This window comes from Shinella sp. M27 (assembly GCF_049199905.1).
Classification (GTDB): Bacteria; Pseudomonadota; Alphaproteobacteria; order Rhizobiales; family Rhizobiaceae; genus Shinella.
In genome coordinates this window covers 105,601-129,981 of the sequence record NZ_JBLZPK010000028.1, presented here as the reverse complement: position 1 = coordinate 129,981, position 24,381 = coordinate 105,601, and the positions used below count along the sequence as shown (strand labels likewise).

General features: G+C 64.7%; 24 protein-coding genes. 11 read left to right on the top strand and 13 right to left on the bottom strand.

The window, feature by feature from the left end; translation table 11 throughout:
- From ACOZK4_RS11485 to ACOZK4_RS11465, 5 genes are all read right to left on the bottom strand, one after another.
- The coding region (locus tag ACOZK4_RS11485; protein WP_421592001.1) for an adenine phosphoribosyltransferase at positions 1–530 on the bottom strand (530 nt) is incomplete at its 3' end.
- A gap of 108 nt (positions 531–638) precedes the next feature.
- Complete coding sequence (locus ACOZK4_RS11480; protein WP_313530502.1) at positions 639–1,517, bottom strand: cytochrome c1; 879 nt, start codon at positions 1,515–1,517, stop codon at positions 639–641.
- A 24-nt stretch (positions 1,518–1,541) separates the two neighbouring features.
- Positions 1,542–2,810, bottom strand: a complete 1,269-nt coding sequence (locus tag ACOZK4_RS11475) for a cytochrome b (protein WP_313530505.1) — start codon at positions 2,808–2,810, stop codon at positions 1,542–1,544.
- 14 nt (positions 2,811–2,824) lie between these two features.
- Entirely contained in the window at positions 2,825–3,403 is a 579-nt protein-coding gene (gene petA, locus ACOZK4_RS11470) for a ubiquinol-cytochrome c reductase iron-sulfur subunit (protein ID WP_313530507.1), read from the bottom strand.
- Between the two features lie 263 nt (positions 3,404–3,666).
- Positions 3,667–5,535 carry an ABC transporter ATP-binding protein gene (locus ACOZK4_RS11465; RefSeq protein WP_421592000.1) on the bottom strand — a complete coding sequence of 623 codons (1,869 nt, stop codon included), beginning with the start codon at positions 5,533–5,535 and terminating at the stop codon, positions 3,667–3,669.
- A 119-nt stretch (positions 5,536–5,654) separates the two neighbouring features.
- Between ACOZK4_RS11465 and ACOZK4_RS11460 the strand changes: the two genes are divergently transcribed.
- Entirely contained in the window at positions 5,655–5,954 is a 300-nt protein-coding gene (locus tag ACOZK4_RS11460; RefSeq protein WP_421591999.1) for a type II toxin-antitoxin system RelE/ParE family toxin, read from the top strand.
- 1 nt (position 5,955) lies between these two features.
- Positions 5,956–6,246 carry an addiction module antidote protein gene (locus tag ACOZK4_RS11455; protein ID WP_421591998.1) on the top strand — a complete coding sequence of 97 codons (291 nt, stop codon included), beginning with the start codon at positions 5,956–5,958 and terminating at the stop codon, positions 6,244–6,246.
- A 34-nt stretch (positions 6,247–6,280) separates the two neighbouring features.
- Here ACOZK4_RS11455 and ACOZK4_RS11450 read toward each other — a convergent pair whose 3' ends face one another.
- Positions 6,281–8,137 (bottom strand): ABC transporter ATP-binding protein, encoded by a 1,857-nt coding sequence (locus tag ACOZK4_RS11450; RefSeq protein WP_421591997.1) that lies wholly within the window; start codon positions 8,135–8,137, stop codon positions 6,281–6,283.
- Positions 8,138–8,487: 350 nt separating this feature from the next.
- Here ACOZK4_RS11450 and ACOZK4_RS11445 point away from each other — a divergent pair, with 350 nt between their 5' ends.
- Positions 8,488–8,949 (top strand): tRNA (cytidine(34)-2'-O)-methyltransferase, encoded by a 462-nt coding sequence (locus ACOZK4_RS11445; RefSeq protein ID WP_421591996.1) that lies wholly within the window; start codon positions 8,488–8,490, stop codon positions 8,947–8,949.
- A gap of 1 nt (position 8,950) precedes the next feature.
- On the opposite strand, the gene ACOZK4_RS11440 is transcribed toward ACOZK4_RS11445, so the two are convergent.
- Together ACOZK4_RS11440 and ACOZK4_RS11435 are read right to left on the bottom strand one after the other, a co-directional pair.
- Positions 8,951–10,159 (bottom strand): MFS transporter, encoded by a 1,209-nt coding sequence (locus ACOZK4_RS11440; RefSeq protein WP_421591995.1) that lies wholly within the window; start codon positions 10,157–10,159, stop codon positions 8,951–8,953.
- Complete coding sequence (locus ACOZK4_RS11435; protein WP_313530517.1) at positions 10,156–10,728, bottom strand: NAD(P)H-dependent oxidoreductase; 573 nt, start codon at positions 10,726–10,728, stop codon at positions 10,156–10,158. Before ACOZK4_RS11435 ends, ACOZK4_RS11440 begins: the two co-directional genes overlap by 4 nt.
- Before the next feature lie 97 nt (positions 10,729–10,825).
- Between ACOZK4_RS11435 and soxR the strand changes: the two genes are divergently transcribed.
- Complete coding sequence (soxR, locus tag ACOZK4_RS11430; RefSeq protein WP_421591994.1) at positions 10,826–11,278, top strand: redox-sensitive transcriptional activator SoxR; 453 nt, start codon at positions 10,826–10,828, stop codon at positions 11,276–11,278.
- On the opposite strand, the gene ACOZK4_RS11425 is transcribed toward soxR, so the two are convergent.
- Together ACOZK4_RS11425 and ACOZK4_RS11420 are read right to left on the bottom strand one after the other, a co-directional pair.
- Entirely contained in the window at positions 11,275–12,558 is a 1,284-nt protein-coding gene (locus ACOZK4_RS11425; RefSeq protein WP_313530523.1) for a hemolysin family protein, read from the bottom strand. The two genes, soxR and ACOZK4_RS11425, sit on opposite strands and share 4 nt — an antisense overlap.
- A 153-nt stretch (positions 12,559–12,711) precedes the next feature.
- Complete coding sequence (locus ACOZK4_RS11420; protein ID WP_421591993.1) at positions 12,712–12,969, bottom strand: hypothetical protein; 258 nt, start codon at positions 12,967–12,969, stop codon at positions 12,712–12,714.
- Between the two features lie 184 nt (positions 12,970–13,153).
- On the opposite strand from ACOZK4_RS11420, the gene hemF reads away from it, so the two are divergent.
- The 3 genes from hemF (at position 13,154) to ACOZK4_RS11405 (ending at position 14,759) form a co-directional block, all read left to right on the top strand.
- Positions 13,154–14,065 (top strand): oxygen-dependent coproporphyrinogen oxidase, encoded by a 912-nt coding sequence (gene hemF / locus ACOZK4_RS11415; protein ID WP_421591992.1) that lies wholly within the window; start codon positions 13,154–13,156, stop codon positions 14,063–14,065.
- Positions 14,066–14,157: 92 nt separating this feature from the next.
- Complete coding sequence (locus ACOZK4_RS11410) at positions 14,158–14,409, top strand: hypothetical protein (RefSeq protein WP_421591991.1); 252 nt, start codon at positions 14,158–14,160, stop codon at positions 14,407–14,409.
- Between the two features lie 158 nt (positions 14,410–14,567).
- Positions 14,568–14,759, top strand: coding sequence for a DUF1059 domain-containing protein (locus tag ACOZK4_RS11405; RefSeq protein WP_313530535.1), 192 nt, complete (start codon positions 14,568–14,570; stop codon positions 14,757–14,759).
- A gap of 6 nt (positions 14,760–14,765) precedes the next feature.
- On the opposite strand, the gene ACOZK4_RS11400 is transcribed toward ACOZK4_RS11405, so the two are convergent.
- From ACOZK4_RS11400 to ACOZK4_RS11390, 3 genes are read right to left on the bottom strand one after another with little or no spacing between them, the layout of a single operon-like run.
- Positions 14,766–16,025, bottom strand: coding sequence for a CCA tRNA nucleotidyltransferase (locus ACOZK4_RS11400; protein ID WP_421591990.1), 1,260 nt, complete (start codon positions 16,023–16,025; stop codon positions 14,766–14,768).
- Positions 16,022–16,654, bottom strand: coding sequence for a CoA pyrophosphatase (locus ACOZK4_RS11395; RefSeq protein ID WP_421591989.1), 633 nt, complete (start codon positions 16,652–16,654; stop codon positions 16,022–16,024). Before ACOZK4_RS11395 ends, ACOZK4_RS11400 begins: the two co-directional genes overlap by 4 nt.
- Positions 16,651–17,268, bottom strand: coding sequence for a DUF1285 domain-containing protein (locus ACOZK4_RS11390; RefSeq protein WP_421591988.1), 618 nt, complete (start codon positions 17,266–17,268; stop codon positions 16,651–16,653). The genes ACOZK4_RS11395 and ACOZK4_RS11390 overlap by 4 nt, the downstream gene beginning before the upstream one ends.
- Before the next feature lie 181 nt (positions 17,269–17,449).
- On the opposite strand from ACOZK4_RS11390, the gene ACOZK4_RS11385 reads away from it, so the two are divergent.
- From ACOZK4_RS11385 to ACOZK4_RS11370, 4 genes are read left to right on the top strand one after another with little or no spacing between them, the layout of a single operon-like run.
- Positions 17,450–18,463 carry an AAA family ATPase gene (locus ACOZK4_RS11385; protein ID WP_244759662.1) on the top strand — a complete coding sequence of 338 codons (1,014 nt, stop codon included), beginning with the start codon at positions 17,450–17,452 and terminating at the stop codon, positions 18,461–18,463.
- A 13-nt stretch (positions 18,464–18,476) separates the two neighbouring features.
- Entirely contained in the window at positions 18,477–19,397 is a 921-nt protein-coding gene (locus tag ACOZK4_RS11380) for a DUF58 domain-containing protein (protein ID WP_421591987.1), read from the top strand.
- Positions 19,394–22,201: a DUF4159 domain-containing protein gene (locus tag ACOZK4_RS11375; RefSeq protein ID WP_421591986.1), complete on the top strand. Its 2,808-nt coding sequence runs from the start codon at positions 19,394–19,396 to the stop codon at positions 22,199–22,201. Before ACOZK4_RS11380 ends, ACOZK4_RS11375 begins: the two co-directional genes overlap by 4 nt.
- Before the next feature lies 1 nt (position 22,202).
- The gene (locus ACOZK4_RS11370) at positions 22,203–24,275 is read left to right on the top strand and encodes a hypothetical protein (RefSeq protein WP_421591985.1); all 2,073 of its coding nucleotides are present in this window, start codon (positions 22,203–22,205) and stop codon (positions 24,273–24,275) included.
- Positions 24,276–24,381 lie beyond the last annotated feature (106 nt).

Sequence of the window (24,381 nt, the reverse complement as noted above, 5' to 3'; positions counted from 1 at the left end):
AAGGCCACCAGCGTGCGCACTTCCACGCCGAGCGCTTCCAGCTTCTTGCGGCCGCCGATTTCCGGCAGGTCGATGACGAAGCAGGCGGCGACGATGTCGGCGCCGATCTGGCGCAGCAGCTTGACGGCCGCTTCCGCCGTACCGCCGGTGGCGATCAGGTCGTCGACGAGGATCACCTTCTCGCCCGGCTTGATGGCGTCCTTGTGCATCTCCATCTCGTCCACGCCGTATTCCAGGCTATAGGCGATGCTGACGGTCTCGTGCGGCAGCTTGCCCTTCTTGCGGATCGGCACGAAGCCGGTCGACAGCTGATGCGCCATGGCGCCGCCGAGAATGAAGCCGCGCGCCTCGATGCCGGCGACCTTGGCGATGCCGATGCCCGCATAGGGATGCACCAGCTCGTCCACCGCGCGGCGGAAGGCGCGCGGATTGCCGAGCAGGGTGGTGATGTCGCGGAAGATGATGCCGGGCTTGGGATAGTCCGGGATGCTGCGGATCGCGGCGACGAGTTCTTGTTCAACGGTAGGCATGGGATTTCCCGACTGCGGAAGGATTTTTCGGTTATCGCAGGTGCATCACCGCCCCACAACAAAAAAGGCGGCCCGAAGGCCGCCTTTTGAACCAAGCGATCGGATCGCTCAGTGTTCCTTGTTCGCGTAAACCGACTTCTTCGTCAGGTAGATCAGGCCGGTGAAGATCACCAGGAAGATCATGACCATGAAGCCGGTGCGCTTGCGCTCTTCGAGATGCGGCTCGGCGGCCCACATCAGGAAGGACGCGACGTCACGGGCGTACTGGTCGACCGTCTGCGGCGCGCCGTCGTCATAGGTGACCTGGCCGTCGGAGATCGGCTTGGCCATGGCGAGTGCCGCAGCGTTTGCGAAATACGGGTTGAAGTGCGTGCCTTCGGCGACTTCGAGATGCGCCGGCTTCTCTTCATCGTAACCGGTCAGCAGCGAGTAGATATAGTCCGGGCCACCTTCCTGGTACTGCGTGAAGATGTCGAAGACGAACTGCGGGAAGCCGCGCGTGATGCCGCGTGCCTTGGCGATCAGCGAGAAGTCCGGCGGTGCTGCACCATTGTTAGCGGCAGCTGCCGCCTCATGGTTGGCGAAGGGCGACGGGAAGTGGTCCGACGGAACGGCCTTGCGGGTGAACATCTCACCGTCGCTGTTCGGGCCGTCCTGCACTTCGTAGTTCGCCGCGAAAGCCTTCACCTGGCCTTCCGAATAACCAAGACCTTCCAGCGTGCGGAAGGAGACGAGGTTCATCGAATGGCAGGCAGAACAGACTTCGGTGTAGACCTTCAGGCCGCGCTGCAGCTGACCCTTGTCATACTTGCCGAAGGGACCGGCGAAGGTCCACTTCTCCTGCTTCGGGTGGTGCATCGGGTAGTGTGGGGTGGCGTGTTCCGCCTCTGCACCGGCAGCCGGGGCTGCCTCTTCCGCCGTAGCGAAGGAGACGCCGAGACCGGCGACGAGTGCGAGTGACAGAATGCCTGCAACAAGCTTTTTCATTGTCATGGTTCCTTTCGCTCGCTCTCAGGCCTTGGCCAGCTTGGCGTTCTTCTTTTCCAGAACCGCTTCCGTAATCGAATTCGGAATGCGCTTCGGGGTCTCGATCAGGCCGAGGACCGGCATGATGACGAGGAAGAAGCCGAAGTAGTAGAGCGTGCCGAGCTGCGAGAGGACGACGTAGATGCCTTCGGCAGGCATGGCGCCGAGCCAGCCGAGCATGATGGCATTGACCACGAACAGCCAGAAGAACAGCTTGTACCACGGGCGATAGACGGCCGAACGGACCTTCGACGTGTCGAGCCAGGGCAGGAAGAACAGCACGATGATCGCGCCGAACATCACGAGGACGCCGCCAAGCTTGGAGTCGATCGGGCCGATGCTGAAGGTGATGGCGCGCAGCATCGCGTAGAACGGCAGGTAGTACCATTCCGGAACGATATGGGCCGGGGTCTTCAGCGGATCGGCCGGGATGTAGTTGTCCGGATGACCGAGATAGTTCGGCATGTAGAAGACGAACCAGGCGAAGACGATCAGGAAGACCGAGACGCCGAGCGCATCCTTCAGCGTCGCATAGGGGGTGAAGGGGACCGTGTCGGTCTTGGACTTCACTTCGACGCCGGTCGGGTTGGTCTGGCCGGTGACGTGCAGCGCCCAGATGTGCAGGACGACGACGCCGGCGATCATGAAGGGCAGCAGGTAGTGCAGCGAGAAGAAGCGGTTCAGCGTCGGATTGTCGACCGCAAAGCCGCCAAGCAGGAACTGCTGGATCCACTCGCCGACCCACGGGAAGGCCGAGAAGAAACCGGTGATAACGGTCGCGCCCCAGAAGGACATCTGACCCCAGGGCAGAACGTAGCCCATGAAGCCGGTCGCCATCATCAGAAGGAAGATGACCACGCCGAGGATCCAGAGGATTTCGCGCGGTGCCTTGTAGGAGCCGTAGTAGAGGCCGCGGGCGATGTGCAGATAGACCGCGATGAAGAAGAAGGACGCACCGTTGGCATGCATGTAGCGCAGGAGCCAGCCGTGGTTCACGTCGCGCATGATCTTTTCGACCGAGTTGAACGCGACGGTGGTTTCGGCCGCATAGTGCATGGCCAGAACGACACCGGTCAGGATCTGCACGATCAGCATCACCGACAGCATGGCGCCGAAGGTGTAGGCGTAGTTCAGGTTGCGCGGGACCGGGTAGGAGACGAAGCTGTCATGGATCATGCGCGGCAGAGGCAGGCGCGAATCGACCCACTTCTCGATGCCAGTCGTCGGCTGGTAGGTGGAATGTTCAGCACTCATTATCAGGTGTCCCCTCAACCGATCTTGATGACTGTGTCGGATACGAACGAGAAGGTCGGCACAGCGAGGTTCTGCGGGGCCGGACCCTTACGGATACGTCCAGCAGTGTCGTAGTGCGAACCGTGGCAGGGACAGAACCATCCGCCGAAATCGCCAGCCTGGCCGAGCGGAACGCAGCCCAGATGGGTACAGGAGCCGATCATGATGATCCAGTTTTCCTTGCCCTCGCCGGCGGAACGGTCGAGGTCAGTCGCTTCGGCGTCGGCAGCGATGTTGGCATTGCGCGCGACCGGGTCCTTGAGATCCGCAAGGGCGACAGCCTTGGCTTCTTCCACTTCCTTATCGGTGCGGTTGCGGATGAAGACCGGCTTGCCGCGCCACTTGGCCGTCAGCGACATGCCGGGCGTCAGGCTGGAGACGTCGACCTCGATGGAGGCGAGCGCCAGCGTGGATGCATCCGGACGCATCTGGTCGATGAACGGCCAGGCAACCGCAACGCCGCCCACGACGCCCGCCATACCCGTGGTCAGGTAAAGAAAATCACGGCGAGTGGGCTCGCCCAGGGATTCGCTTGTTGTCTCGTGTTCGCTCACGGCTAAACCATCCTCTCACGCAAAGTCTGCGGAAAACCGCAACGCCCCTTTGGAAACCGGCAATTCCGGACACAATACGGCCATAGATTCCCCGTCAATCCGGCGCGTTCTATGCTTGATCGCAAATTATGTCCAGCCTTGGCAAGGGGTGGTGGGCACATTGTCGCGGGAAAAACGGAGCATCTTGACAAGGCACAGCCATCGCCTTGAACATCAAGTGCTTGCCGGGAGAAAAGACAGTCGCGAAACGACGCTTTGCGGCCCTATTGCGCCGCTTCCTCATGGCCGAGGAACCCGCCCGACTGACGCGACCAGAGATCCGCGTAAAGCCCGCCTTTGGCGACCAGTTCCGCGTGGCTCCCCTCCTCCACGATATGGCCGCGGTCCATGACGATCAGCCGGTCGAGGGCTGCGATGGTGGAGAGGCGGTGGGCGATGGCAAGCACGGTCTTGCCGCGCATGAGACGGTCAAGGTTCGACTGGATCGCCGCCTCGACTTCGCTGTCGAGCGCCGAGGTCGCCTCGTCAAGCACGAGGATCGGCGCATCCTTCAGCATGACGCGGGCGATGGCGATGCGCTGGCGCTGGCCGCCCGACAGTTTCACCCCGCGCTCGCCGACATGGGCATCGTAGCCCGTCCGGCCGCGCTGGTCCTCGAGCGAGAGGATAAAGTCGTGCGCCTCGGCCTTCCTCGCCGCCTCGATCATCTGCGCTTCGCTGGCATCGGGATTGCCGAAGAGGATGTTGTCGCGGATCGAGCGGTGCAAGAGCGCCGTATCCTGGCTGACCATGCCGATATTGGCGCGCAGGCTCTCCTGTGTAACCGCGGCGATATCCTCGCCACCAATAAGGATGCGTCCGCCTTCCAGATCGTAGAAACGCAGCAGCAGATTGACTAGGGTCGACTTGCCGGCGCCCGAGCGCCCGACGATGCCGACCTTTTCGCCGGGGCGAACGAAGAGCGTCAGGTCGTCGATGACGCCGGAGGCACGGCCATAGTGGAAGCGCACATGGTCGAACCGGATTTCAGGATGCACCACCGTCATGACCGTGGCATCCGGCCTGTCGACGAGGCCGATCGGCTGGGAGATCAGGTCGGCGGAATTCTGGATCGTGCCGATATTGCGCATGATGCCGTTGAGCTGCGTCATCAGCCGGTTCAGCAGGAAGTTCAACCGGAGCACCAGCGCCATGGTGAAGGCGACGGCGCCCGAGCTGATGATGCCCGTCAGCCAGAGATGGATGCACAGCACCGCCATGCCCGCGATCATCAGACCCGACAGGAACGCGAGCGAGGCGCGCAGCGACGTCAGGAGGCGCGTGAAGTTGAGGATCGTGTTCTGGAACGTATCGAAACCGTCGCGCATGTAGCGATCGTTCGCATCGTCCCGGCCGAACAGCTTCAGCGTCTGGATATTCGAATAGGCATCGACCATGCGGCCGCTGATCATCGATCCGGCTTCGGCGGACTGGCGCGCATGCTCGCGGATGCGCGGCACGAAATAGCGGGCGAGCACCGCGAAGATCGACAGCCAGACAAGCAGCACCGCCGCCAGCCGCCAGTCGAGCTGGCCGAGCAGCACCAGCGTCGAGACCGTGTAGATCGTCACAAACCAGATGCTCTCCATGAAGGAGGTGATGACGTCACCCGTCGCCTGCCCCGCCGACCAGACCTTGGTGACGATTCGCCCGGAAAAATCGTTCTGGAAGAAGGCGAGCGACTGGCGCGCGACATGCACATAGGACTGCCAGCGCACCAGATTGTAGAAGCCCGGCGTGATGACCTGCTGATCGATGAGCGCCGTCAGGAAGGCCACGACGAAGCGCACGACGCCGATCAGTCCGAGCATGACAAGCAGTTCCGGCCCATGCGCCGAAAGCAGCCCGCTCCACCCCTCGCCCGGCTTGACCGTCGCCAGCATATCGACCAGCCGCCCGACAAACCAGAACGTCGCCGCCTCGATGCCCGCCGTGATCCCGCCAAGCACCAGCAAAGCCGCAAACGGCGCCTTGGCCTGCCCGACATAGAACCAGACGAACGCCATCAACCCCTGCGGCGGCCGCAGATCGTCACGCCGCGCAAAGGGCTGGATCCAGTTTTCGAAGAAGGAGAAAAGCGGGCGGAAGATCATGCCACCGATATAGGCCGTTTTGGGCGGGGGGCAAATTAAAGATCGGAAAGATGGGAGGCTCCGCCCCACCCTTCAAATGGGTTGATATTCCGCGGTCGTAATATTAAAGTTACATCTCGATGACACTCCTGATCAAGCAGACGGACACATTTCGCAAATGGGAGAGCGCCCTTGCCGATCAAAAGACGCGCGCGCTCATCGCCGCCCGATTGAACCGCATCGCCTATGGACTTCTCGGTGACGTTAAGTCCGTGGGCAACGGCATCAGCGAAGTCCGCATTCATCATGGTCCCGGATACCGGATTTATTTTACGCGCCGGGGCAAGGAAATCATTGTGCTCCTCTGCGGCGGCGATAAAGGCACGCAGAAGCGGGACATCGCCACGGCCAAGGCGCTGGCAACCGAATTGGACGACTGACATGAGCGAAACACTGTACATTTATGACCCTGCGGAGGCCCTGACCTCCGACGACGCCATCGACGTCTTCATGAAGGACGCTTTCGAAAGCGGCGATGCAGGCTACATCGCCCACGCCCTTGGCGTCGTCGCCCGTGCAAAGGGCATGAGCAAGGTGGCGGAGGAGACCGGCCTCGCGCGCGAAGCGCTCTACCGCTCGCTTGCCAGCGACGGCAACCCCACTCTCAAATCCATGCTGACCGTCATGCGCGCACTGGGGCTGGAGCTGACGTCGAAACGAACTGGCACATAAGAACACCCCGGCCCTGGACCGGGGTGTTCTGCTTTTACTCCGCCGCCGCTTCCGCTTCAGCTGCGTCATCCGCGATGAACCCGCCCGACTGGCGGGTCCAGAGGTCGGCGTAGATGCCGCCTTTGGCAACGAGTTCGGCATGGGTGCCGGTCTCGGAAAGGCGGCCCTTGTCGAGCACAACGATGCGGTCCATCTCCGTCAGCGTCGACAGGCGGTGGGCGATGGCGATCACCGTCTTGCCCTGCATGAGAGCGAAGAGGTTGTCCTGGATCGCCGCCTCGACTTCGGAGTCGAGCGCCGAGGTCGCTTCGTCCAGCACCAGGATCGGCGCGTCCTTCAGGAAGACGCGGGCGATCGCGATGCGCTGGCGCTGGCCGCCCGAAAGCTTCACGCCGCGCTCACCGACTTGGGCATCGAGGCCGGTGCGGCCCTGCTGGTCGGTGAGGCTTTCGATGAAGTCCCAGGCATTCGCGCGCTTGGCCGCCTCGATGATCTCAGCATCATCAGCCTCCGGCTTGCCATAGGCGATGTTGTCGCGGATCGAGCGGTGCAAGAGCGACGTATCCTGCGTCACCACGCCGATCTGCGAGCGCAAGCTGTCCTGCGTCACCGTCGCGACATCCTTGCCGTCGATGGTGATCTTGCCGGACTCCAGATCGTAGAAGCGCAGCAGCACGTTCATCAGCGTCGTCTTGCCGGCACCCGAGCGGCCGACGAGGCCGACCTTCTCACCCGCTGCGATGTTGAGCGACAGGTCCTCGATCACGCCCTTGTTCTTGCCGTAGTGGAAGCGGACATGATCGAAGGCGATGGCGCCCTTCGCCGCCGGCAAAGCCGGTGCCTCGGGCTTGTCCTGGATGTCGTGCGGCTTGGTCATCATGCCCATGCCGTCATAGACCGTGCCGATATTCTCGAACAGCGCGGTCACTTCCCACATCACCCACTGCGACATGCCGTTGATGCGCATGACGAGGCCCATGGCCACCGCCACCGCACCGACAGATACATCGCCGTTCATCCAGAAATAGATGCCGATGGCCGCCGTGAAGAACATCGTGACGACGTTGTTGATGTCGATCGCGATGTTGAACAGCGTGATCTTGCGCATCTGCGCGTGCACGGTCTGGAGAAACTCGTCCATGCCGTCGCGGGCATAGGTCTCCTCCCGGCCGGCATGCGAGAACAGCTTCACCGTCGCGATGTTGGTGTAGCTGTCGACGATCCGGCCCGTCATCATCGAGCGCGCATCCGCCTGCTCACGCGAAATCCGCATGAGCTTGGGCACGAAGTAGCGCAGGATGCAGACATAGACGACGAACCACACGAGCAGCGGCACGACGAGACGCAGGTCCGCCGCGGCGATGATCGCGATCATCGAGATGAAATAGCTCACCACATAGATGAAGACATCGATGATCTTCATCACGGTTTCGCGCACGGCGAGCGCCGTCTGCATCACCTTCGTCGAGACGCGGCCGGCGAACTCGTTGGAGAAGAAGGTCATGCTCTGGCGGATGAGGTAGCGATGCATCTGCCAGCGGGCGATCATCGGGAAATTGCCCGCAAGCGCCTGGTGCATGGTCATCGTGTGCAGTGCGCCGAAACCCGGGATGAGGACGAGCAGCAGCACGGCCATCCAGATCAGCGTTCCGCCCTCGCGGGCGAGGAACGTGTGGGGATCACCGGCCGAAAGCCAGTCGACGATATTGCCGAGGAACTGGAACAGCAGCACTTCCGCGATGCCGAGCGCCATTGAGCAGAAACCGAGCACGAACAGCCAGGGGGCTGCGGGCTTGGTATAATGCCACAGGAAGGCGAACAGGCCCTTCGGCGGAAGCGAGGGCGCCTCAGCGGGATAAGGATTCAAACGTCTTTCGAACCAGCCGAACATGGCTATCTCCGTAAATAAAATGACGGAACCGGCACGGACGGCGCAAAACGGGCGCTGTCGGGAACGAGCTTCCGGTAGGATGACCGTGGGGCGACGAACGGCGTCACACGGCGAATTGAAATGGGTCTGCGAAGGGAGTTTGGGCGGCGAGGTGCCTACGCGAGAAGTGGCGTGATTCCAGCCGGGAGGCGCTGTCGACGTGTGATATCCATCATGATCCTCCCTGTTCTCGCGTTGAAGATGCAGCTTGGGTAACCCGAAACGGCGCATTTTGCCAGCCACTTCGTCGCAAATTCGCATCTGCGGCCAATTCTGTTGCCTTCCCGCCACATCCCGGCTACCCCCGAACGATGTCCGAACTCCGCATCGCCCTCTATCAGCCCGATATTGCCGGTAATACCGGCACGATCCTGCGTTTCGCCGCCTGCCTGGGGCTCGCCGTCGACATCATCGAGCCGGCCGGCTTCGACCTGTCCGACCGTAACCTGAAGCGCGCTGGCATGGACTATCTCGCCGCCGTGACGCTGACGCGACATGTCAGCTGGGACCGTTTCGAAGAGTGGCGGCAGACGAGCGGCCGGCGCCTCGTGCTCGCCTCCACCAAGGCCGCCAGGCTCTATACCGATTTCGCCTACCGCCCGGACGATATCCTGCTCTTCGGCCGCGAAAGCGCCGGCGTGCCGGACCGGGTACATGACACGGCCGACGGCCGGGTGCTCATCCCCATGGTCGAGGGGCAGCGCTCCATCAATGTCGCGCTGTCCGCCGCTATGATCTGCGGCGAGGCGCTGCGCCAGACGGGGTTTGGCTGACCTAGCCATCGCCCCACCGGAAAAGACGCGAGACCAAGGCCACGAGGCCGAGCACCAGCACGACCGCACCGACCACGGCATAGGCCGTGCCATAGCCGAATGCGCCGATCAGCGGCTGCGAGACGATCGGCGACAGGAACTGCCCGGCGAAGATACTGGAGACCAGAAGGCCCGAAATCCGGCCGCGCAGGGCGGGTGGCGCAAGCAACATGGCGCTGGCCGCAAAATTCGGCATGATCGTGCCCATGCAGATGCCGGAGACGGCCATGGCGGCCAGGACGCTGCCATAACTTTCCGCGGCGGACAGCACAAGGAAGGACAGACCCGACGAGACGAAGCCGAGGGCGAAGACGCCCATCAGGCCGATCCGCCGCCGGACAGGCGCGAAGACCAGCGAACTCACCACGCCAACGAGCTGCCCCGCACCAATCGCGGCACCGGCAAGGCTGGGTGCGGCAAATCCGAGATGTTCCAGGTAGAACGGAAGCTGCGTCGGGATCATGTAGAAGGCGATCATGTTGATCGCGGCGGCGAGGAACAGGAGGCCGAGCAGCGTGATCCTGCGGCTATCGAGCCCAGCCTCGCCTGCCGTCACAGCGGCGGGGCGGACCCGGCGCGGCTCCGGCAGGAAGGCGATGGCGGCCGGCAGCAGCAGGATCGCCACGGTGTAGATGAAGAACGGCCCGCGCCAGTGGATTTCCGCAAGGAAGCCGCCGCCCGTCAGGAAGAACGTGCCGCCGATACCGACGAAGGCCTGCTGCAAGCCCATATAACGATCGCGCGCCGGCCCCTGGAAGAAGTCGCCGACCAGCGCCGTCGTCGCCGTCATGATGCCGCCGACGGCAAGGCCGAGCACGGCGCGGCCGACGAGCAGGCCCGGCAATGTATCGAGGACCAGCCCGGAGGCGCCCGCGACGGTGAACAGAGCGAGCGAGGCCAGCAGCAGAGGCTTGCGGCCGAAGCGATCGACGAGAAAACCCGCCGCTGGCGAAAACAGCGCGATGAACACGGCAGGCAGCGTCAGCACCAGCCGGCTGAGCAGCGCGACATTCTCGACCTCGGCAAAACGGGCGGCAATGCCCGGCAGCGAGGCGGAGATCGTCGCACCTGACATGATGGTGAGCGTACTGACGAAGAGCAGCGTCGCATTGCGCCAGCGTTCCTGCGGCGAGCGGGCGATTTCCGCCGTGGCATAGTGCTCCGGTTTCATGCCGCCGCCTCGTCGTAGCGTGTTGCGATACGCGCCGCCTTCAGCGCGTTCGCCCACCAGGTCAGGCGCTTCATCAGCACGGCAAGCTGGCCGTTGAGATGGCCGGGGCGGAAGGGATTTCCGGCGGGATCGAATTGCGTCCAGGCGTGGGCGAGGCTGACCGTTTCTCGGATCGCCACGGCATGCAGCTCGGCAAAGACCAGCCGCAACTGCTCCACCGCGCGCAGCCCGCCCGATACGCCGCCATAGGAGATGAAGGCGATGGGCTTGGCATGCCAGGGACGGAAGCAGCTGTCGATGATGGCCTTCAGAGCGGCCGGATAGGCGTGGTTGTACTCCGGCGTGACGATGAGGAAGGCATCGGCCTGCAAAATCCGGCTTTCGACGCTCTCCGAAGAGGCCGCATCGAGACCACCGGGCGTGAAGGTCAGGTCCGCCGGATCGATGCGAATGATGTCATATTGGTGGAAACCCGCCAGCTCCGGCTCCAGCCATCCCGCGATCGTATCGGCAAAGCGTCCCTCGCGGCCGCTGCCATAGATGAGGGCGATGGTCAGTCTGTCTGTCATGTGTGCGGGCTCCATTTGAAATCAGGGAGCCCGTGGTATAAAACCTCAAGCAAAGTTGAGGTCAACAGCCATGACGGAAAAATGTCCGAACAGCAAAATGCCGCGGGAACTCAGCGTCGGTGAGGTCGCCGAACGCAGCGGGGTGGCGGTTTCCACCTTGCATTTCTACGAGACGAAGGGGCTGATCCGCAGCCAGCGCAACCGCGGCAACCAGCGGCGCTATCCGCGCAGCATCCTGCGCCGCGTCGCGGTCATCAAGGTCGCGCAGCGCACCGGCATTCCGCTGTCGGAGATCGCGGACGCGCTGTCCGTGCTGCCGCATGACCGGCCCCTGACGGCCGAGGACTGGCGGGCGCTCTCGAAAACCTGGCGCCGCCAGTTGGACGACCGCATCGCGCGGCTCACCAAGCTGCGCAACCAGATCGACGGCTGCATCGGCTGCGGCTGCCTTTCGATGCAGGAATGCCCGCTGCGCAATCCGCTGGATACGCTTGGCGCGGAAGGTCCGGGCCCGAGATTGCTCGAACCCGACCTATTGGAAAGACCTTAAGGATCCAGACGCGTCGCCAGAAGCTTGTCGACGCGGCGGCCGTCCATGTCGACGACCTCGAAACGCCAGCCCTGGGTTTCGGTGATCTCGCCGGTTTTCGGCAGTCTCTGCAGCGATTCGATGACGAGGCCGGCAGCCGTCTGGTAGCCACGGCGGCCGGGCAGCGACAGGCCGAGGCGGTCGGCCATCTCGTCGATCGGCATGGAGCCGGAAATCAGCCAGGAACCGTCCTCGCGCTGCACCGCGTGTTCGTCGTCGCCCTCTTCGATGTCGGCGCGGAACACGCCGGCAATCGCCTCCAGCACGTCGGCCGGCGTGATGACGCCTTCGAAGTGGCCGTATTCGTCATGGATGAGCAGGATCGGAACTTCGGAGCTGCGCAGCGATTCCAGCACGCGCATCGCATCCATCGTGTCGGGCACGATCGGCGCGGGGCGGATGAAGGCGCGGATATCGAGCGGCTGGCCCGTCAGCATGGCGGAGAGCAGTTCACGCTTCTGCACGATGCCGACAATGGTTTCCGGCCCGCCATCGGCGACCGGCAGGCGGGAGTGCTGGCTGTCGATCAGCTGCTGGTGGACTTCCTCGATCGTATCGCCGAGATCGATCCAGTCGACATCGTTGCGCGGGGTCATGAGACCGCGCGCCTCACGGTCGGAAAAACGCATGACGCCGGCGATCATCAGCTTCTCGCCACCCTCGATGACGCCGGCGGCTTCCGCTTCGGCGACGATGGTCCTGATCTCCTCGTCGGTGACGATGCTTTCGGCAACCTCGTGCTGGCCGAGCAGGCGGAAGATCAGGCGCGTCGAGGCATCGAGAATCCAGACGGCCGGCGCGCCGATCTTCGACAGCAGCGACATGGCGGGCGCGACAAGCGTCGCGAACCGTTCCGGATTCTTCAGCGCGATCTGCTTGGGTACCAGCTCGCCGACAACGACGGACAGGAACGTGATGATGAAGATGACGATACCGTAGCCGAGCGGATCGGCCAGCCAGTCCGGCACGCCCTCGGCAAAAAGGATGTCGCGCAGGCGCCCACCCAGAGCCGCACCCGAAAACGCACCGGCGAGAATGCCGATGAGCGTGATGCCGATCTGGACGGTGGAGAGGAATTTACCGGGATTTTCCGCCAGTTTCAGCGCGGACGCGGCACCGCGCGATCCCTGGGCCGCCATGGTCTTGAGGCGGGGCTTGCGCGCGGAAACGATGGACAATTCGGAAAGAGCAAAGACCCCGTTGAGAAGGATCAGGCAGACGGCAATCGCGAGTTCGAACAAGGACTGTGAGCCGTGCTTCAGAACCGCAACGGCGCCTTTCTATTGATGACGATGGCCGCAAGATAAGGGCGCAGCGGCCCGCCGTCAATCGACGTTGCAGATCACGCTCGCGTCAGACGGGTGTGAGGCGTGCAGCCGCAAGCAAAAGAAGCGTCAGTCCGCACTCGGCAGCCGGCGCATCGTGAACTCGATGCGGTCGCCCTCCAGCATCCGCCAGCTCTCCACTTCGGTCCAGTAGGCGGCCTTCGGCCAATGGTCGAACCATTCGCGCGCCTTGTCGCGCGCCGCCTGCCGCTCCATGCAGAAGGTCTCTCGAACGAAGTTGCTCGCGCGCGCCGGCTTCTCGCGCCGATGGCGCTCGATCTGGCGGCGAAGCCCTTCAAGAGGCGGCGGTCCGGGAACACGCGCCATATCGTTTTCTCCTGGCAGCACATTCTACGATGCAAACATAGGCCGCCGCCGCGCATTTTGCGAGTCCGGCCACCCCCAACTGAAAATCCGTTTTTGTTGCCAAATGGCCCAAAGTTAACGAGTGTGACCGAAATGCGATTCGGCGGCCTTGCCGCCAGCGGGAAACACCCCAGCGAGACATATCATGGAACGACCAGACCTGCCGAAAGGCTTGCCCGAGGACATCGAAGACAAGAAGGACGCTGCCCGCGCCTGGTTCCAGCACCTGCGCGATGCGATCTGCTCCAGCTTCGAGGCGCTCGAGGACGAACTGGCCGGTCCGCTTTCCGACCTGCCGCCCGGCCGCTTCGTCGCCAGGGACTGGCAGCGCGACGGTGGCGAAGGCGGCGGCGGACGCATGTCGATGATGGAAGGCCGCGTCTTCGAGAAGGTCGGCGTGCATACCTCCACCGTTCATGGGGAATTCTCGCCGGAGTTCCGTGGCCAGATTCCAGGTGCCTCCGAAGACCCACGCTTCTGGGCCTCCGGCATCTCGCTGATCGCCCATCCGGTGAACCCCAATGTGCCGGCCGTGCACATGAACACCCGCATGGTCGTCACCACCAGCCGCTGGTTCGGCGGCGGCGCGGACCTGACGCCGGTGCTCGACCGCCGTCGCACGATGGACGATGCCGATACGCAACTCTTCCACAAGGCGATGGAGATCACCTGCAATCGCCATCCGGTCGCCGATCACCGGAAATTCAAGGACTGGTGCGACGACTACTTCTTCCTGAAGCACCGCAACGAGCCGCGCGGCACCGGCGGCATCTTCTACGACTGGCTGCACTCATCGGAAGAGCTTGGCGGCTGGGAGGCGGATTTCGCCTTCACGCAGGATGTCGGCCGCGCCTTCGCCATGGTCTATCCGCGCATCGTGCGCAACAACTACAACAATGGCTGGACGGAAGAGGACCGCGACGAACAACTCGTGCGCCGCGGCCGCTATGTCGAGTTCAACCTGCTCTACGACCGCGGCACGATCTTCGGCCTGAAGACGGGCGGCAATGTGGATTCCATCCTGTCGTCGCTGCCGCCGGTGGTGCGCTGGCCCTGACGATCCCACCATGACAATCCCGCACTTGTGATGATGGCTTTACGCCCTTCGTGGTAGGATGCGCCCTGCGTGAGTCCATGGAGGAACCCGTCATGATGACTGCATTGCAGCACGCGGCGATCACGGAGCTCGATCCGCAATCCGCCGATTTTCTCGACCGTTTTGCCGAAACCATGCGCGCCGAGAGCGGCATGGACCTTCCACATGCCTATTTCCTCGAAGAGGCCAAACGGCAGCTGGCAGGCGGCACGGTCTACCATCTCGCCGATCATCACACGAAGCCGGAGCAGTTCCAGTCGTCGGCCTGCTTCGATGCCTGGGCGAAGGAGGAGGACGCGGCCTGACGGCCCATTTTCACTTGCGGAATTTGCGGGCCGGGAGGGAACTCCGGCCCCGGCTTTCCGTTTCGGTGCGGGCCTTCCCAAGCCGTCGATTGCGTCGCGGTTTGGCCGATCAAGCCTTATCTGCTAAACTGATCCGTTGAAACGACAGGAGACAGGTCATGAGACTTTTTGAATGCGGTTCACTCGTCCCCGGATGCGAATGGCATACGCGGGCCAATGACGATGCCGAAGTCGTGCGCCGCGCAGTCGAGCACATGCGCTCCGCCCATGGCGAAACCATGATCCGTGAAAGCATGGTCGACCATATCAAGGAACGCATCGTCGACGAGAAGGCGGCAGACGCCGCCTGACGCCAATCAGCCCTCTTTTGCGAGAGCTTCCAGCCGGGCAAGCAGCTTTGCCCGGCCGTCATGGAAATTGCCCGCCACCCACTCATCCTCGATCGTGCCCAAGAGCCAGCCGACCTTCGGCCCCGCCGGAATACCTGTTGCAAGCACATCCGCGCCATTGAGCGGGAAGGACGGCTTCTGCCATTTGCGCGCGCGCGCGAGCAGCCGCTGGCAAAGGCCTGCAAAGGCAAGCGCCTCGGGATCGCCGAGCCCGCGCGCCCGTGCGGAGGCGAGCGCCAGCTTGACCCGCATGGTGAGGCCCTGCTGACCGTGGCGATAGAGCAAGCGGTCGAAGGCCGTTTCGGCGAGTTTGGGCGCGATCTCGGGGGCGGAAGCCCAATAGTCCATCGTCGCTGCCTCGGCCTTCGATAGCCGCAGACGCTCGGCCAGCGCTTTCAACCGCTCCCGGTCTGGTGGCACCATGGCGGCAAGTCGCAGCAGCGCCTCAGGCGCCCAGCCAAATGCCTTCTCTGTCTCGATCAGGCTGGGGATCGCATCGATGCCCCACTTTTCCGTTTCGGGCAGGATTTCCGTGAGCACGCCGGCCTGGCGCATCCAGAGCAGCGCGCGGCCCGGATCGGGCGCGGCCAGCAGCTTCTTGGTCTCCGACCAGACCCGCTCGGCCGAGAGTTTGCCGAGGCTACCCTTCGCCCGCGCACAGGCCCGCAATCCATCGGCATCCGGCCGGCCGCTGCCATAGAGCGCGAAGAAGCGGAAGAACCGCAGGATGCGCAGGTGATCCTCCGCAATGCGCGTCGCCGCATCGCCGATGAAGCGCACCGTGCGGCTTTCGATATCCGGCAGGCCGTTGACGAGGTCGATGACGGTGCCGTCGGCGGTCGCATAAAGCGCGTTGATGGTGAGGTCGCGCCGCTCGGCATCCGTCTGCCAGTCGGTGCCGAAGGCGACGTCCGCATGGCGGCCATCGGTGGCGACGTCGCGGCGCAGGGTCGTGACCTCGAAGGGTTTGCCGTCGATGACCAGCGTCACCGTGCCGTGCTCGATGCCGGTCGGCACCGCCTTGATGCCGGCGGCTTTCGCGCGCTCGGCCACCACGTCGGGCCGCAGCGTCGTCGCGATATCCACATCGGCGACCGGCAGGCCCATCAGGCTGTTGCGCACGGCGCCGCCGGCAACCCGCCCCTCGCCGCCGTCGCTGTTGAGCAGCGCAAGAACGCGAGAGAGCGCCGGATCGGCAAACCACGCCTCACCCGAAACAGACGTCATGCATAAAGCCTTTCATAGATCACCCGCACGATGCCGGCAGTGATGCCCCAGATGTTATGCCCCTCATAGGGCATGCGATAATAATGCCGCTCGGAGCCCAGCCAGACGCCGCTGCCCCGTTCGTGGTTGCGCGGATTCATCAGGAAGGAGAGCGGCACGTCGAAGACCGTCTCGACCTCCGCCGGGTTCGGGATCAGTTCGAAGCCGGGCTGGACCACGGCGAGAACCGGCGTGATCGAAAACCCCGACAGCGCCTTGTAATGCGGCAAGCGGCCGACCGGTTCGACGAAGCGACGGTCGAGGCTGATCTCCTCCTCCGCCTCGCGCATCGCCGCCGTCTCGACATCCGCGTCGTCCTCATCGACGCCGCCGCCCGGAAAGGCGACCTGGCCTGAATGTTTGCGCAACGTCGCAGTCCGCTGGGTGAAGATGACGCGCGCATCATCGCCGTCGTCGACGACCGGGATCAGCACCGCCGCATCTCTGAGCTTCATGCCCTCGATATGCTCGATAACGCCCGGATTGAGCAGGCTGTCGCCATGCTCGCGCCAGCTCTCGTCGCCGAGTGTCAGCGTCTGCTCCGCCGCGCGGCGGCGGAATTCAGCGGCACTGTAGGGAGCAAAGCTCATCGCGACAGCGCATCCAGTTCGGCCGCCGGCATGACCGGGAAGACCATGCCGCCGGAGCGCACCGCAAACATCTCGACGCCATCGATTTCAAGGACTTCGCCCAGTTCGACGAGATCATACATGACCGCGCGCGAGACCAGCGCCTCCAGCCGGCCGCGCACGAGAAGATAGGGCTTCAACTGGTTGTTTTCACCGGAGATAACGAAGCGCAGCGGATGGTCCGCCCCCGCCTCCACGACATCGCCGACATTCGTGCGGAAGGTGAGCTTGCGATCCGTCCCCTCCCCGCTCACATTCATCTCGACAGCCAGGAACGGCGCGTCAACGATGCGGATGCCGACCTTCTCGACCGGCGTGACCAGATAGGTCCTGCCGTCCTCGTCCTTGCGCAGAACCGTGGAAAAAAGCCGCACCAGCGGCGCGCGGCCGATCGGCGTGCCCAGATAGAACCAGGTGCCGTCGGCGCGGATTTCCATGTCGATATCGCCGCAGAACGGCGGGTTCCAGCGCTCGACCGGCGGCAGGCCGCGCCCGCCGGTTTCCGCGGATGCCCGCGAGATCAGCGCGGCCAGTCCCGCCGCGTCGCTGCTGCCTTGAATTTCGCCCGTTGCCATTGTTCCGTCCCGGTTCAACCCTATCTCCGCGAGAGGAAAAGGTGGATACATCCTTTTTCACGAGATAGTCATTTCGTGGCCGCTTGTCAGCCACAGGTGAGCTAATAAGCTTTCTATGTAGGACGCGAACGCGGCAAGGCCACGATTCGCCGCGCGTTTGGAACCGGTACTGGAGATAAAGATGGGCGTTCAGAATTCCTCCGAGTCCGGCCTGGACGAAAAAGCCGTCATCGCCGCGGCCGAACGGGCGCTCTCCGACATCGCCCTCATCCGCAAGGAAGTCGCCAAGGTCATCTTCGGCCAGGAAAGCGTGGTCGAGCAGACCATGCTCGCCGTACTCTCGGGCGGCCATGCGCTGCTCGTGGGCGTGCCGGGCCTCGCCAAGACCAAGCTCGTCGCCACCCTTGGCACCGTGCTCGGCCTTGCCTCCAGCCGCATCCAGTTCACGCCGGACCTGATGCCGTCGGATATCCTCGGCTCCGAGGTGATGGACCAGGACGACAACGGCAAGCGCTCCTTCCGCTTCGTGCCCGGCCCGATCTTTACGCAGCTCCTGATGGCCGACGAGATCAACCGCGCCTCGCCGCGCACCCAGTCCGCCCTGCTCCAGGCCATGCAGGAATATCACGTCACCGTCGCCGGCCGGCCGAACGACCTTCCCAAGCCCTTCCACGTGCTCGCGACGCAGAACCCGCTGGAGCAGGAAGGCACCTATCCGCTGCCGGAAGCCCAGCTCGACCGCTTCCTGCTGCAGGTCGATGTGCACTATCCGGAACTCGCCGCTGAACGGCAGATCCTGCTCGAAACCACCGGCGTGCACGAGGCCCATGCGGAGGCTGCCATCACTGCGGCCCGCCTCATCGAGATCCAGACCCTCATCCGCCAGATGCCGGTCAGCGAAAAGGTGCTCGACGCGATCCTGTCGCTCGTGCGCTCGGCACGTCCCGGCAATGGTGTGGCCTCCACCGACAAGCATGTCGCCTGGGGTCCCGGCCCGCGCGCCGGCCAGGCCATGATGCTCTGCGCCCGCGCCCGCGCGCTCTATGAAGGCCGCCTCGCGCCCTCCGTCGATGACGTGCTGGCACTGGCTGAGCCGATCCTCCAGCACCGCATGGCGCTGACTTTTGGCGCGCGCGCGGAAGGTATGTCCGTTCGCGACGTCATTGCAGGGCTCGTCCGGCAGGCGGGCGGCTGAATAAGGAAAGCGCATGGCATCCGTCGGCCAGATCGTCGAGCCAACACCGACCCGCGAGGTGCTTTCGCGGGCGCAGGCGCGTGCGGCCCTCATTCCCGATTGCATGGTCGAAGCCCAGCGCCTCGCCAACACCGTGATTGCCGGCTGGCACGGCCGCCGCAAGCGCGGCATCGGCGAGAATTTCTGGCAATTCCGCCCCTATGTCGACGGCGAAAGCCTGTCACGTATCGACTGGCGCCGCTCCGCCCGCGATGACCATACCTATGTGCGCGACCGCGAATGGGAAGCTGCCCACACTGTCTGGATCTGGGCCGATCTCTCGCCATCCATGATGTACAAATCGACGCTCGGCAGCGTCTCGAAGGAAAGCCGCGCGCTGGTTCTCATGCTGGCGCTCGCCGAGATCCTCGCCCGCTCCGGTGAACGCATCGGCTGCCCCGGCATCATGGAGCCGATCGCCGCGCGCAACGCCGCCGAACGCCTCGCCACCGCGCTGATGCACAACGGCACGACCGGCGGCCTGCCGGAGACCGGCATGATCCGCGGCAACAGCGATATCGTGCTGATCGGCGACTTCCTCGATCCCGTCGAGGACGTCATGAACCGCCTCGGCCCGCTCGCCCGCCGCGGCCTGCGCGGCCATGTCGTCGAGATATCCGACCCGGCGGAGGAAACCTTCCCCTATGCCGGCCGCACCGAATTCACCGATCCCGAAAGCGGCCAGAAGTTGACGGCCGGCCGCGCCGAGACGCTGAAGGACGATTATGCCCGCGCCTATACCGCGCGCCGCGAGACCCTGGCTTACACTCTGCGCCATCTCGGCTGGAGCTTCGTGCCGCACCGCACCGACCGGCTCGCCTCCGAGGCGCTGGTCGCCGTGCACATGTATCTCTCCGGCATGCCGGCCATGAAGACGGAGGGCCGCGGCCGATGAGCGCCTTTGCCTTCGCCTTTCCCGCCGTGCTGACGACGCTGGTGCTGTTGCCCGTCATCTGGTGGCTGCTGCGCCTCACGCCACCGAAGCCGCTCGTCGAAGTCTTCCCGCCCTTCGCCATCCTCGCCTCCATCCTGAAGCGGGAGGAGACGCCGGCGCAAAGCCCGTGGTGGCTGACGCTGCTGCGCATGCTGATGGCCGCCGCCGTCATCTTCGCCATCGCCGATCCGGTTTTCAATCCGCGCACCAACACGCTGGCTTCCAGCGGCCCGCTCGTCCTCGTCGTCGACAACACCTGGGCGTCGGCCACCGACTGGCCGCGCCGCGTCGAGACCGCCACCGCGCTGATCGAGGATGCCGAAAGCCGCGACGTGCCGATTGCGCTGGTGCTCACCGCCGATCGCCAGCACGACGCCGTGCCCGTCGATGCCATCACCGCCCGCAACCGCCTCGCCGCCGCCGAGCCGCGCCCGCTGCCTGCCGACCGGGCTTCCGCCGTCGCGTCGCTGCGCACCGCGCTCGACGGAACCGCGCCCGGCACCGTGGCCTTCATCAGCGACGGCATGGCGAGCAGCGAAACGGACGAGACGGTCGCCGCCCTCAAGGCGCTGTCGCCCGCCGACTTCCGCCTGATCGAGAGCGACGGCGCTTCCGCCGTCGCGGTTACGGCCGCCAACAACGGCGCCGATGCCCTTTCCGTCGCCCTCACCCGCCTCGATGGCCGCGCGCCGCGCAGCCTGCCGCTGACCGCGCACGATTCCCGCGGCCGGCCGATCGCGACGGGCACTGCCGAATTCTCCGCCGGTGCGACCACCACGACCGGCACGATCACCGCGCCCTTCGAGCTGCGTAACGATTTCGCCCGCCTGACCATCGACGGCCTCGCCAATGCCGGCGGCACCTATCTGCTCGACGACGGTTTCCGCCGCCGCCGCGTGGCCTTCCTGTCGGGCGAGGTGGTGGATGCGAGCCAGCCGCTGCTTTCGCCGCTGCACTATATCAACCGGGCACTTGCCCCCTATGCCGACCTGATCGAGCCGAGCGTCGCCGATCTCTCGGTCGCCGTGCCTGAAATCATCGAGCAGAACCCCTCCGTGCTGATCATGGCCGATATCGGCCGCCTGCCGGAGGATGTGCAGGCCGAGGTGAAGCGTTGGGTGGAAGCCGGCGGCATGCTGATCCGCTTTGCCGGCCCGCGCCTGGCCGCCGCCCCCGCCGACGATCCGCTCGTGCCGGTGCTGCTGCGCAAGGGCGAACGGGCGCTTGGCGGCGCGCTGTCCTGGTCCGAGCCGCAGCCGCTTTCGGCCTATCCGGCAAACAGCCCGTTCTTCGGCATGCGCGCGCCGGAAAATATCCTGATCAAGCGCCAGGTTCTGGCCGAGCCGACACCGGATCTCGCCGAACGCACCTGGGCAAGCCTTGCCGACGGCACGCCGCTGGTCACGACTGGTCCGCTTGGCTCCGGCCGCATCGTGCTCTTCCACATCAGCGCGGAAACCGGCTGGTCGAACCTGCCGCTGTCAGGCGATTTCGTCGAAATGCTCCGCCGCACCGTGCAGCTGTCGCGCGGCGGCGGCGTGTCTTCCAAGGGTGGCGAGACACAGCGCCTGCCGCCCTATCGCCTGATGACCGCCAACGGCACGCTGGCCGCCGCCACCGGCGAAGCCAAGCCGCTCGCCGCCACCGATGGCGCCAAGGCTATCGCCACCTTCGATAATCCGCCCGGCCTCTACGGCACGGAGGACGGCTATGTCGCGCACAACCTCTTCCCGCCCGGCCACGAAATCCGACCGCTGGCCGTTGCCGAAGGTTCCGGCGTGCTGCGCGAGCCGCTCGCCGGCAAGGAGACCTGGTCGCTGAAACCGCATCTCTTCACCCTTGCAGCCCTGCTGCTGCTGGCCGACTGCGCCATCGTGCTCTCCATGGGCGGCGCCTTTGCCGCGGCCGCCCGGCGCATGCCGAGCCGCGGCGCGGCTGCCGCCGTGCTGTTGGCGCTGGCGGTCGGCGCGCTGGTCGCCCTGCCCGGTGAAAGCCGTGCTGACGATGCCAAACCCGGCGACGACACGATCCTCTCGCGACTCGACACGACGCATCTCGCCTATGTCGTAACAGGCGAAGGCGAGGTCGACCGGATTTCCGAACGCGGCCTTGCCGGCCTCACCGAATTCCTCACCTACCGCACGACGCTGGAACCCGGCGAACCCGTCGGCGTCGATATTTCCAAGGATGAGCTGTCGCTCTACCCGATTATCTACTGGCCGGTGAGTGCGTCTGCGGAAATGCCCTCCAGCGCCGCGATCAGCCGCATCGACGCCTATATGCGCAATGGTGGCACCGTGTTGTTCGATACCCGCGACCAGTTCGTCTCGCTCGACAGCAATTCGACGAGCCCGAACACCGAGCGCCTGCAGGCGATCCTCGCCAATCTCGATATCCCGCCGCTGGAGCCCGTCCCGGCCGATCACGTTCTGACCAAGGCCTTCTATCTGCTCGCCAATTTCCCCGGCCGCTATGCCGGAAGCCCGCTCTGGGTGGAGGCCGAGCTCGACCGCAAGGAAGACCCGTCGCGGCCGGCCCGCGCGGGCGACGGCGTCTCGCCGATCATGATCACCGGCAACGATTTCGCCGGCGCCTGGGCGGTCGATGCCAACGGCATGGCGCTGCTGCCGACCGTGCCGCCGGACGAGGTGCAGCGCGAGCACGCCTTCCGCTCCGGCGTCAACATCATGATGTACATGCTCACCGGCAACTACAAGGCGGACCAGGTCCACGTGCCCGCCCTCCTCGAGCGGCTGGGGCAGTGACATGACCGTACAGTTCTCTCCCTTCCTTCCCTGGATCGCCATTGCCCTCATCGGCCTTCTCGGCATGCTGCTTTCCGCCCTCGGCCTCTGGCGCGGCCTGCGAGGCGCGCTGGTGCGTGCGTTTGCGCTGGTCCTGCTCGTTCTGGCGCTCGCCAATCCCGTGCTGATGCAGGAGGACCGCGAGGCGCTATCGACCGTCGTGCCCGTCATCATCGACCGCAGCCAGAGCCAGGACAGCGCCGAGCGCACCGCCGAGACGGACGCCGCCCTTGCCGGCCTCAAGGAGCGTTTTTCCCGGTACCCGCGCCTCGAGCCGCGCATCGTCGAAGCCGGCGACGACGGCACGTCGGACACGCCCTCCACCCGCCTCTTCGACGCTCTGAATTCGGCGATCGCCGACGTGCCCCGCTCACGCGTCGGCGGCGCGATTTTTATCACCGACGGTCAGGTGCACGACATTCCCGAGGCGTCCGCCTTTTCCGGCTTCGACGCGCCGGTCCACGCCCTCGTCACCGGCCGGCCGGATGAATTCGACCGGCGCATCGAGGTGGTCAGCGCGCCGCGATTCGGCATCGTCGGCGAGCCGCAGGAGCTGAAATTCCGCGTGGTGGACGATGGCGCCGGCCCCGGCGGCACCGCCCGCGTGACCGTGCGCCTCAACGGCAACGAGATCGCCTCTGAAATTGCCGAACCCGGCACCGAACAGCCGCTCGGCTTCACCGTGCCGCGCGGCGGCAACAACATCCTCGAATTCGCGGTGGAGCCCGTTGAGGGCGAGATCACGACCGCCAACAACCGCGCGGTCCATGTCATCGAGGGCATCCGCGAGAACCTGCGCGTGCTGCTCGTCTCCGGCGAGCCGCATGCCGGCGAGCGCGCCTGGCGAAACCTCCTGAAGTCGGACACCGCCATCGACCTCGTGCATTTCACCATTCTGCGCCCGCCGGAAAAGCAGGACGGCACGCCGATCAACGAACTGTCACTGATCGCCTTCCCGACGCGCGAACTCTTCGTCGACAAGATCAACGAGTTCGACCTCATCATCTTCGACCGCTACCAGCACCGCGGCGTGCTGCCGATCCTCTACTACGACAACATCGCGCAATATGTCGAAAACGGCGGCGCGCTGCTGATCGCGGCGGGGCCGGAGCACGCGGGCAACGATTCGATTGCCGGCACGCCGCTTTCCGTCGTGCTTCCCGCAAACCCGACCGGCGAGATGAATGTCGCGCCCTTCTATCCCCGGCTTTCCGAGCAGGGCAAGAAGCACCCGGTCACGCGCGGCCTCGAAGGGGCCGATTCGGAGCCGCCGCACTGGGGCCGCTGGTTCCGCACCGTCGATGTGCAGCGCCCGCAGGGCAATGTCGTGATGGAAGCAAACGACGGCAAGCCGCTCCTGGTGCTGAACCGCGCCGGCAAGGGCCGCGTCGCCATGTTGCTCTCCGATCAGGGCTGGCTCTGGGCGCGGGGCTTCGAAGGCGGCGGCCCGCATGTCTCGCTCTACCGGCGCACGGCGCACTGGCTGATGCAGGAACCAGCATTGGAGGAAGAGGCGCTGACGGCACGTACCTTCGGCCGGACCCTGCAGATCAACCGCCAGACGATCGGCGACGCACCCGGCGAGGCCACGCTGAAACTGCCCTCCGGCAAAACGGAACAGGTGAAGCTCACGCAAGCCGAACCCGGCCTCTATCGCGCGGAAATCCCGACCACCGAGACCGGCCTCTACGAGATCACCAACGACGATCTCAATGCGCTGGTGCATGTCGGCGCGGTCGACGCGCCGGAATTCAAGGCGACGATCTCGACGACCGAGACCCTGAAACCGCTCGCCGATGCCACCAAGGGCACGGTGCGTCGGCTGGTCGACGAGAGCGGCAACGCCGTCTCGCTGCCGCCGCTTCTGCCGGTTTCCGGCCAGGTCCGCACGGTGGACGAGAACAGGCTGTCGCTGCGCATGACGGATGAGACCGTGCTGAAGGGTATCAATACGCTGCCGCTTTTCGCCGGATTTGCCGGTGTCGGCTTGCTGCTCCTCGCCTTCTCCGCCACCTGGTATCGCGAAGGCCGCTAGACGGCCGGGAAGGCGCCCCCGCCTTCCCTCTCCATCACCCAAAATCCTCCCTGAAACCTCAGAAATCCGGCCGCTTCCCGCGTGCCGAATGATGACGCTTGCAACT

Bases quoted from the DNA above. Each gene is read 5' to 3' on its own strand.
- hemF (WP_421591992.1), top strand. From the start codon at position 13,154: ATGGAACGACCAGACCTGCCGAAAGGCTTGCCCGAGGACATCGAAGAC.
- ACOZK4_RS11395 (WP_421591989.1), bottom strand. From the start codon at position 16,654: ATGAGCTTTGCTCCCTACAGTGCCGCTGAATTCCGCCGCCGCGCGGCG.
- ACOZK4_RS11370 (WP_421591985.1), top strand. From the start codon at position 22,203: ATGACCGTACAGTTCTCTCCCTTCCTTCCCTGGATCGCCATTGCCCTC.
- ACOZK4_RS11480 (WP_313530502.1), bottom strand. From the start codon at position 1,517: ATGAAAAAGCTTGTTGCAGGCATTCTGTCACTCGCACTCGTCGCCGGT.
- soxR (WP_421591994.1), top strand. From the start codon at position 10,826: ATGCCGCGGGAACTCAGCGTCGGTGAGGTCGCCGAACGCAGCGGGGTG.
- ACOZK4_RS11375 (WP_421591986.1), top strand. From the start codon at position 19,394: ATGAGCGCCTTTGCCTTCGCCTTTCCCGCCGTGCTGACGACGCTGGTG.
- ACOZK4_RS11455 (WP_421591998.1), top strand. From the start codon at position 5,956: ATGAGCGAAACACTGTACATTTATGACCCTGCGGAGGCCCTGACCTCC.
- ACOZK4_RS11420 (WP_421591993.1), bottom strand. From the start codon at position 12,969: ATGGCGCGTGTTCCCGGACCGCCGCCTCTTGAAGGGCTTCGCCGCCAG.
- ACOZK4_RS11390 (WP_421591988.1), bottom strand. From the start codon at position 17,268: ATGGCAACGGGCGAAATTCAAGGCAGCAGCGACGCGGCGGGACTGGCC.
- ACOZK4_RS11400 (WP_421591990.1), bottom strand. From the start codon at position 16,025: ATGACGTCTGTTTCGGGTGAGGCGTGGTTTGCCGATCCGGCGCTCTCT.
- ACOZK4_RS11435 (WP_313530517.1), bottom strand. From the start codon at position 10,728: ATGACAGACAGACTGACCATCGCCCTCATCTATGGCAGCGGCCGCGAG.
- ACOZK4_RS11475 (WP_313530505.1), bottom strand. From the start codon at position 2,810: ATGAGTGCTGAACATTCCACCTACCAGCCGACGACTGGCATCGAGAAG.
- ACOZK4_RS11405 (WP_313530535.1), top strand. From the start codon at position 14,568: ATGAGACTTTTTGAATGCGGTTCACTCGTCCCCGGATGCGAATGGCAT.
- ACOZK4_RS11440 (WP_421591995.1), bottom strand. From the start codon at position 10,159: ATGAAACCGGAGCACTATGCCACGGCGGAAATCGCCCGCTCGCCGCAG.
- ACOZK4_RS11450 (WP_421591997.1), bottom strand. From the start codon at position 8,137: ATGTTCGGCTGGTTCGAAAGACGTTTGAATCCTTATCCCGCTGAGGCG.
- ACOZK4_RS11465 (WP_421592000.1), bottom strand. From the start codon at position 5,535: ATGATCTTCCGCCCGCTTTTCTCCTTCTTCGAAAACTGGATCCAGCCC.
- ACOZK4_RS11445 (WP_421591996.1), top strand. From the start codon at position 8,488: ATGTCCGAACTCCGCATCGCCCTCTATCAGCCCGATATTGCCGGTAAT.
- ACOZK4_RS11410 (WP_421591991.1), top strand. From the start codon at position 14,158: ATGATGACTGCATTGCAGCACGCGGCGATCACGGAGCTCGATCCGCAA.
- ACOZK4_RS11460 (WP_421591999.1), top strand. From the start codon at position 5,655: ATGACACTCCTGATCAAGCAGACGGACACATTTCGCAAATGGGAGAGC.
- ACOZK4_RS11385 (WP_244759662.1), top strand. From the start codon at position 17,450: ATGGGCGTTCAGAATTCCTCCGAGTCCGGCCTGGACGAAAAAGCCGTC.
- ACOZK4_RS11380 (WP_421591987.1), top strand. From the start codon at position 18,477: ATGGCATCCGTCGGCCAGATCGTCGAGCCAACACCGACCCGCGAGGTG.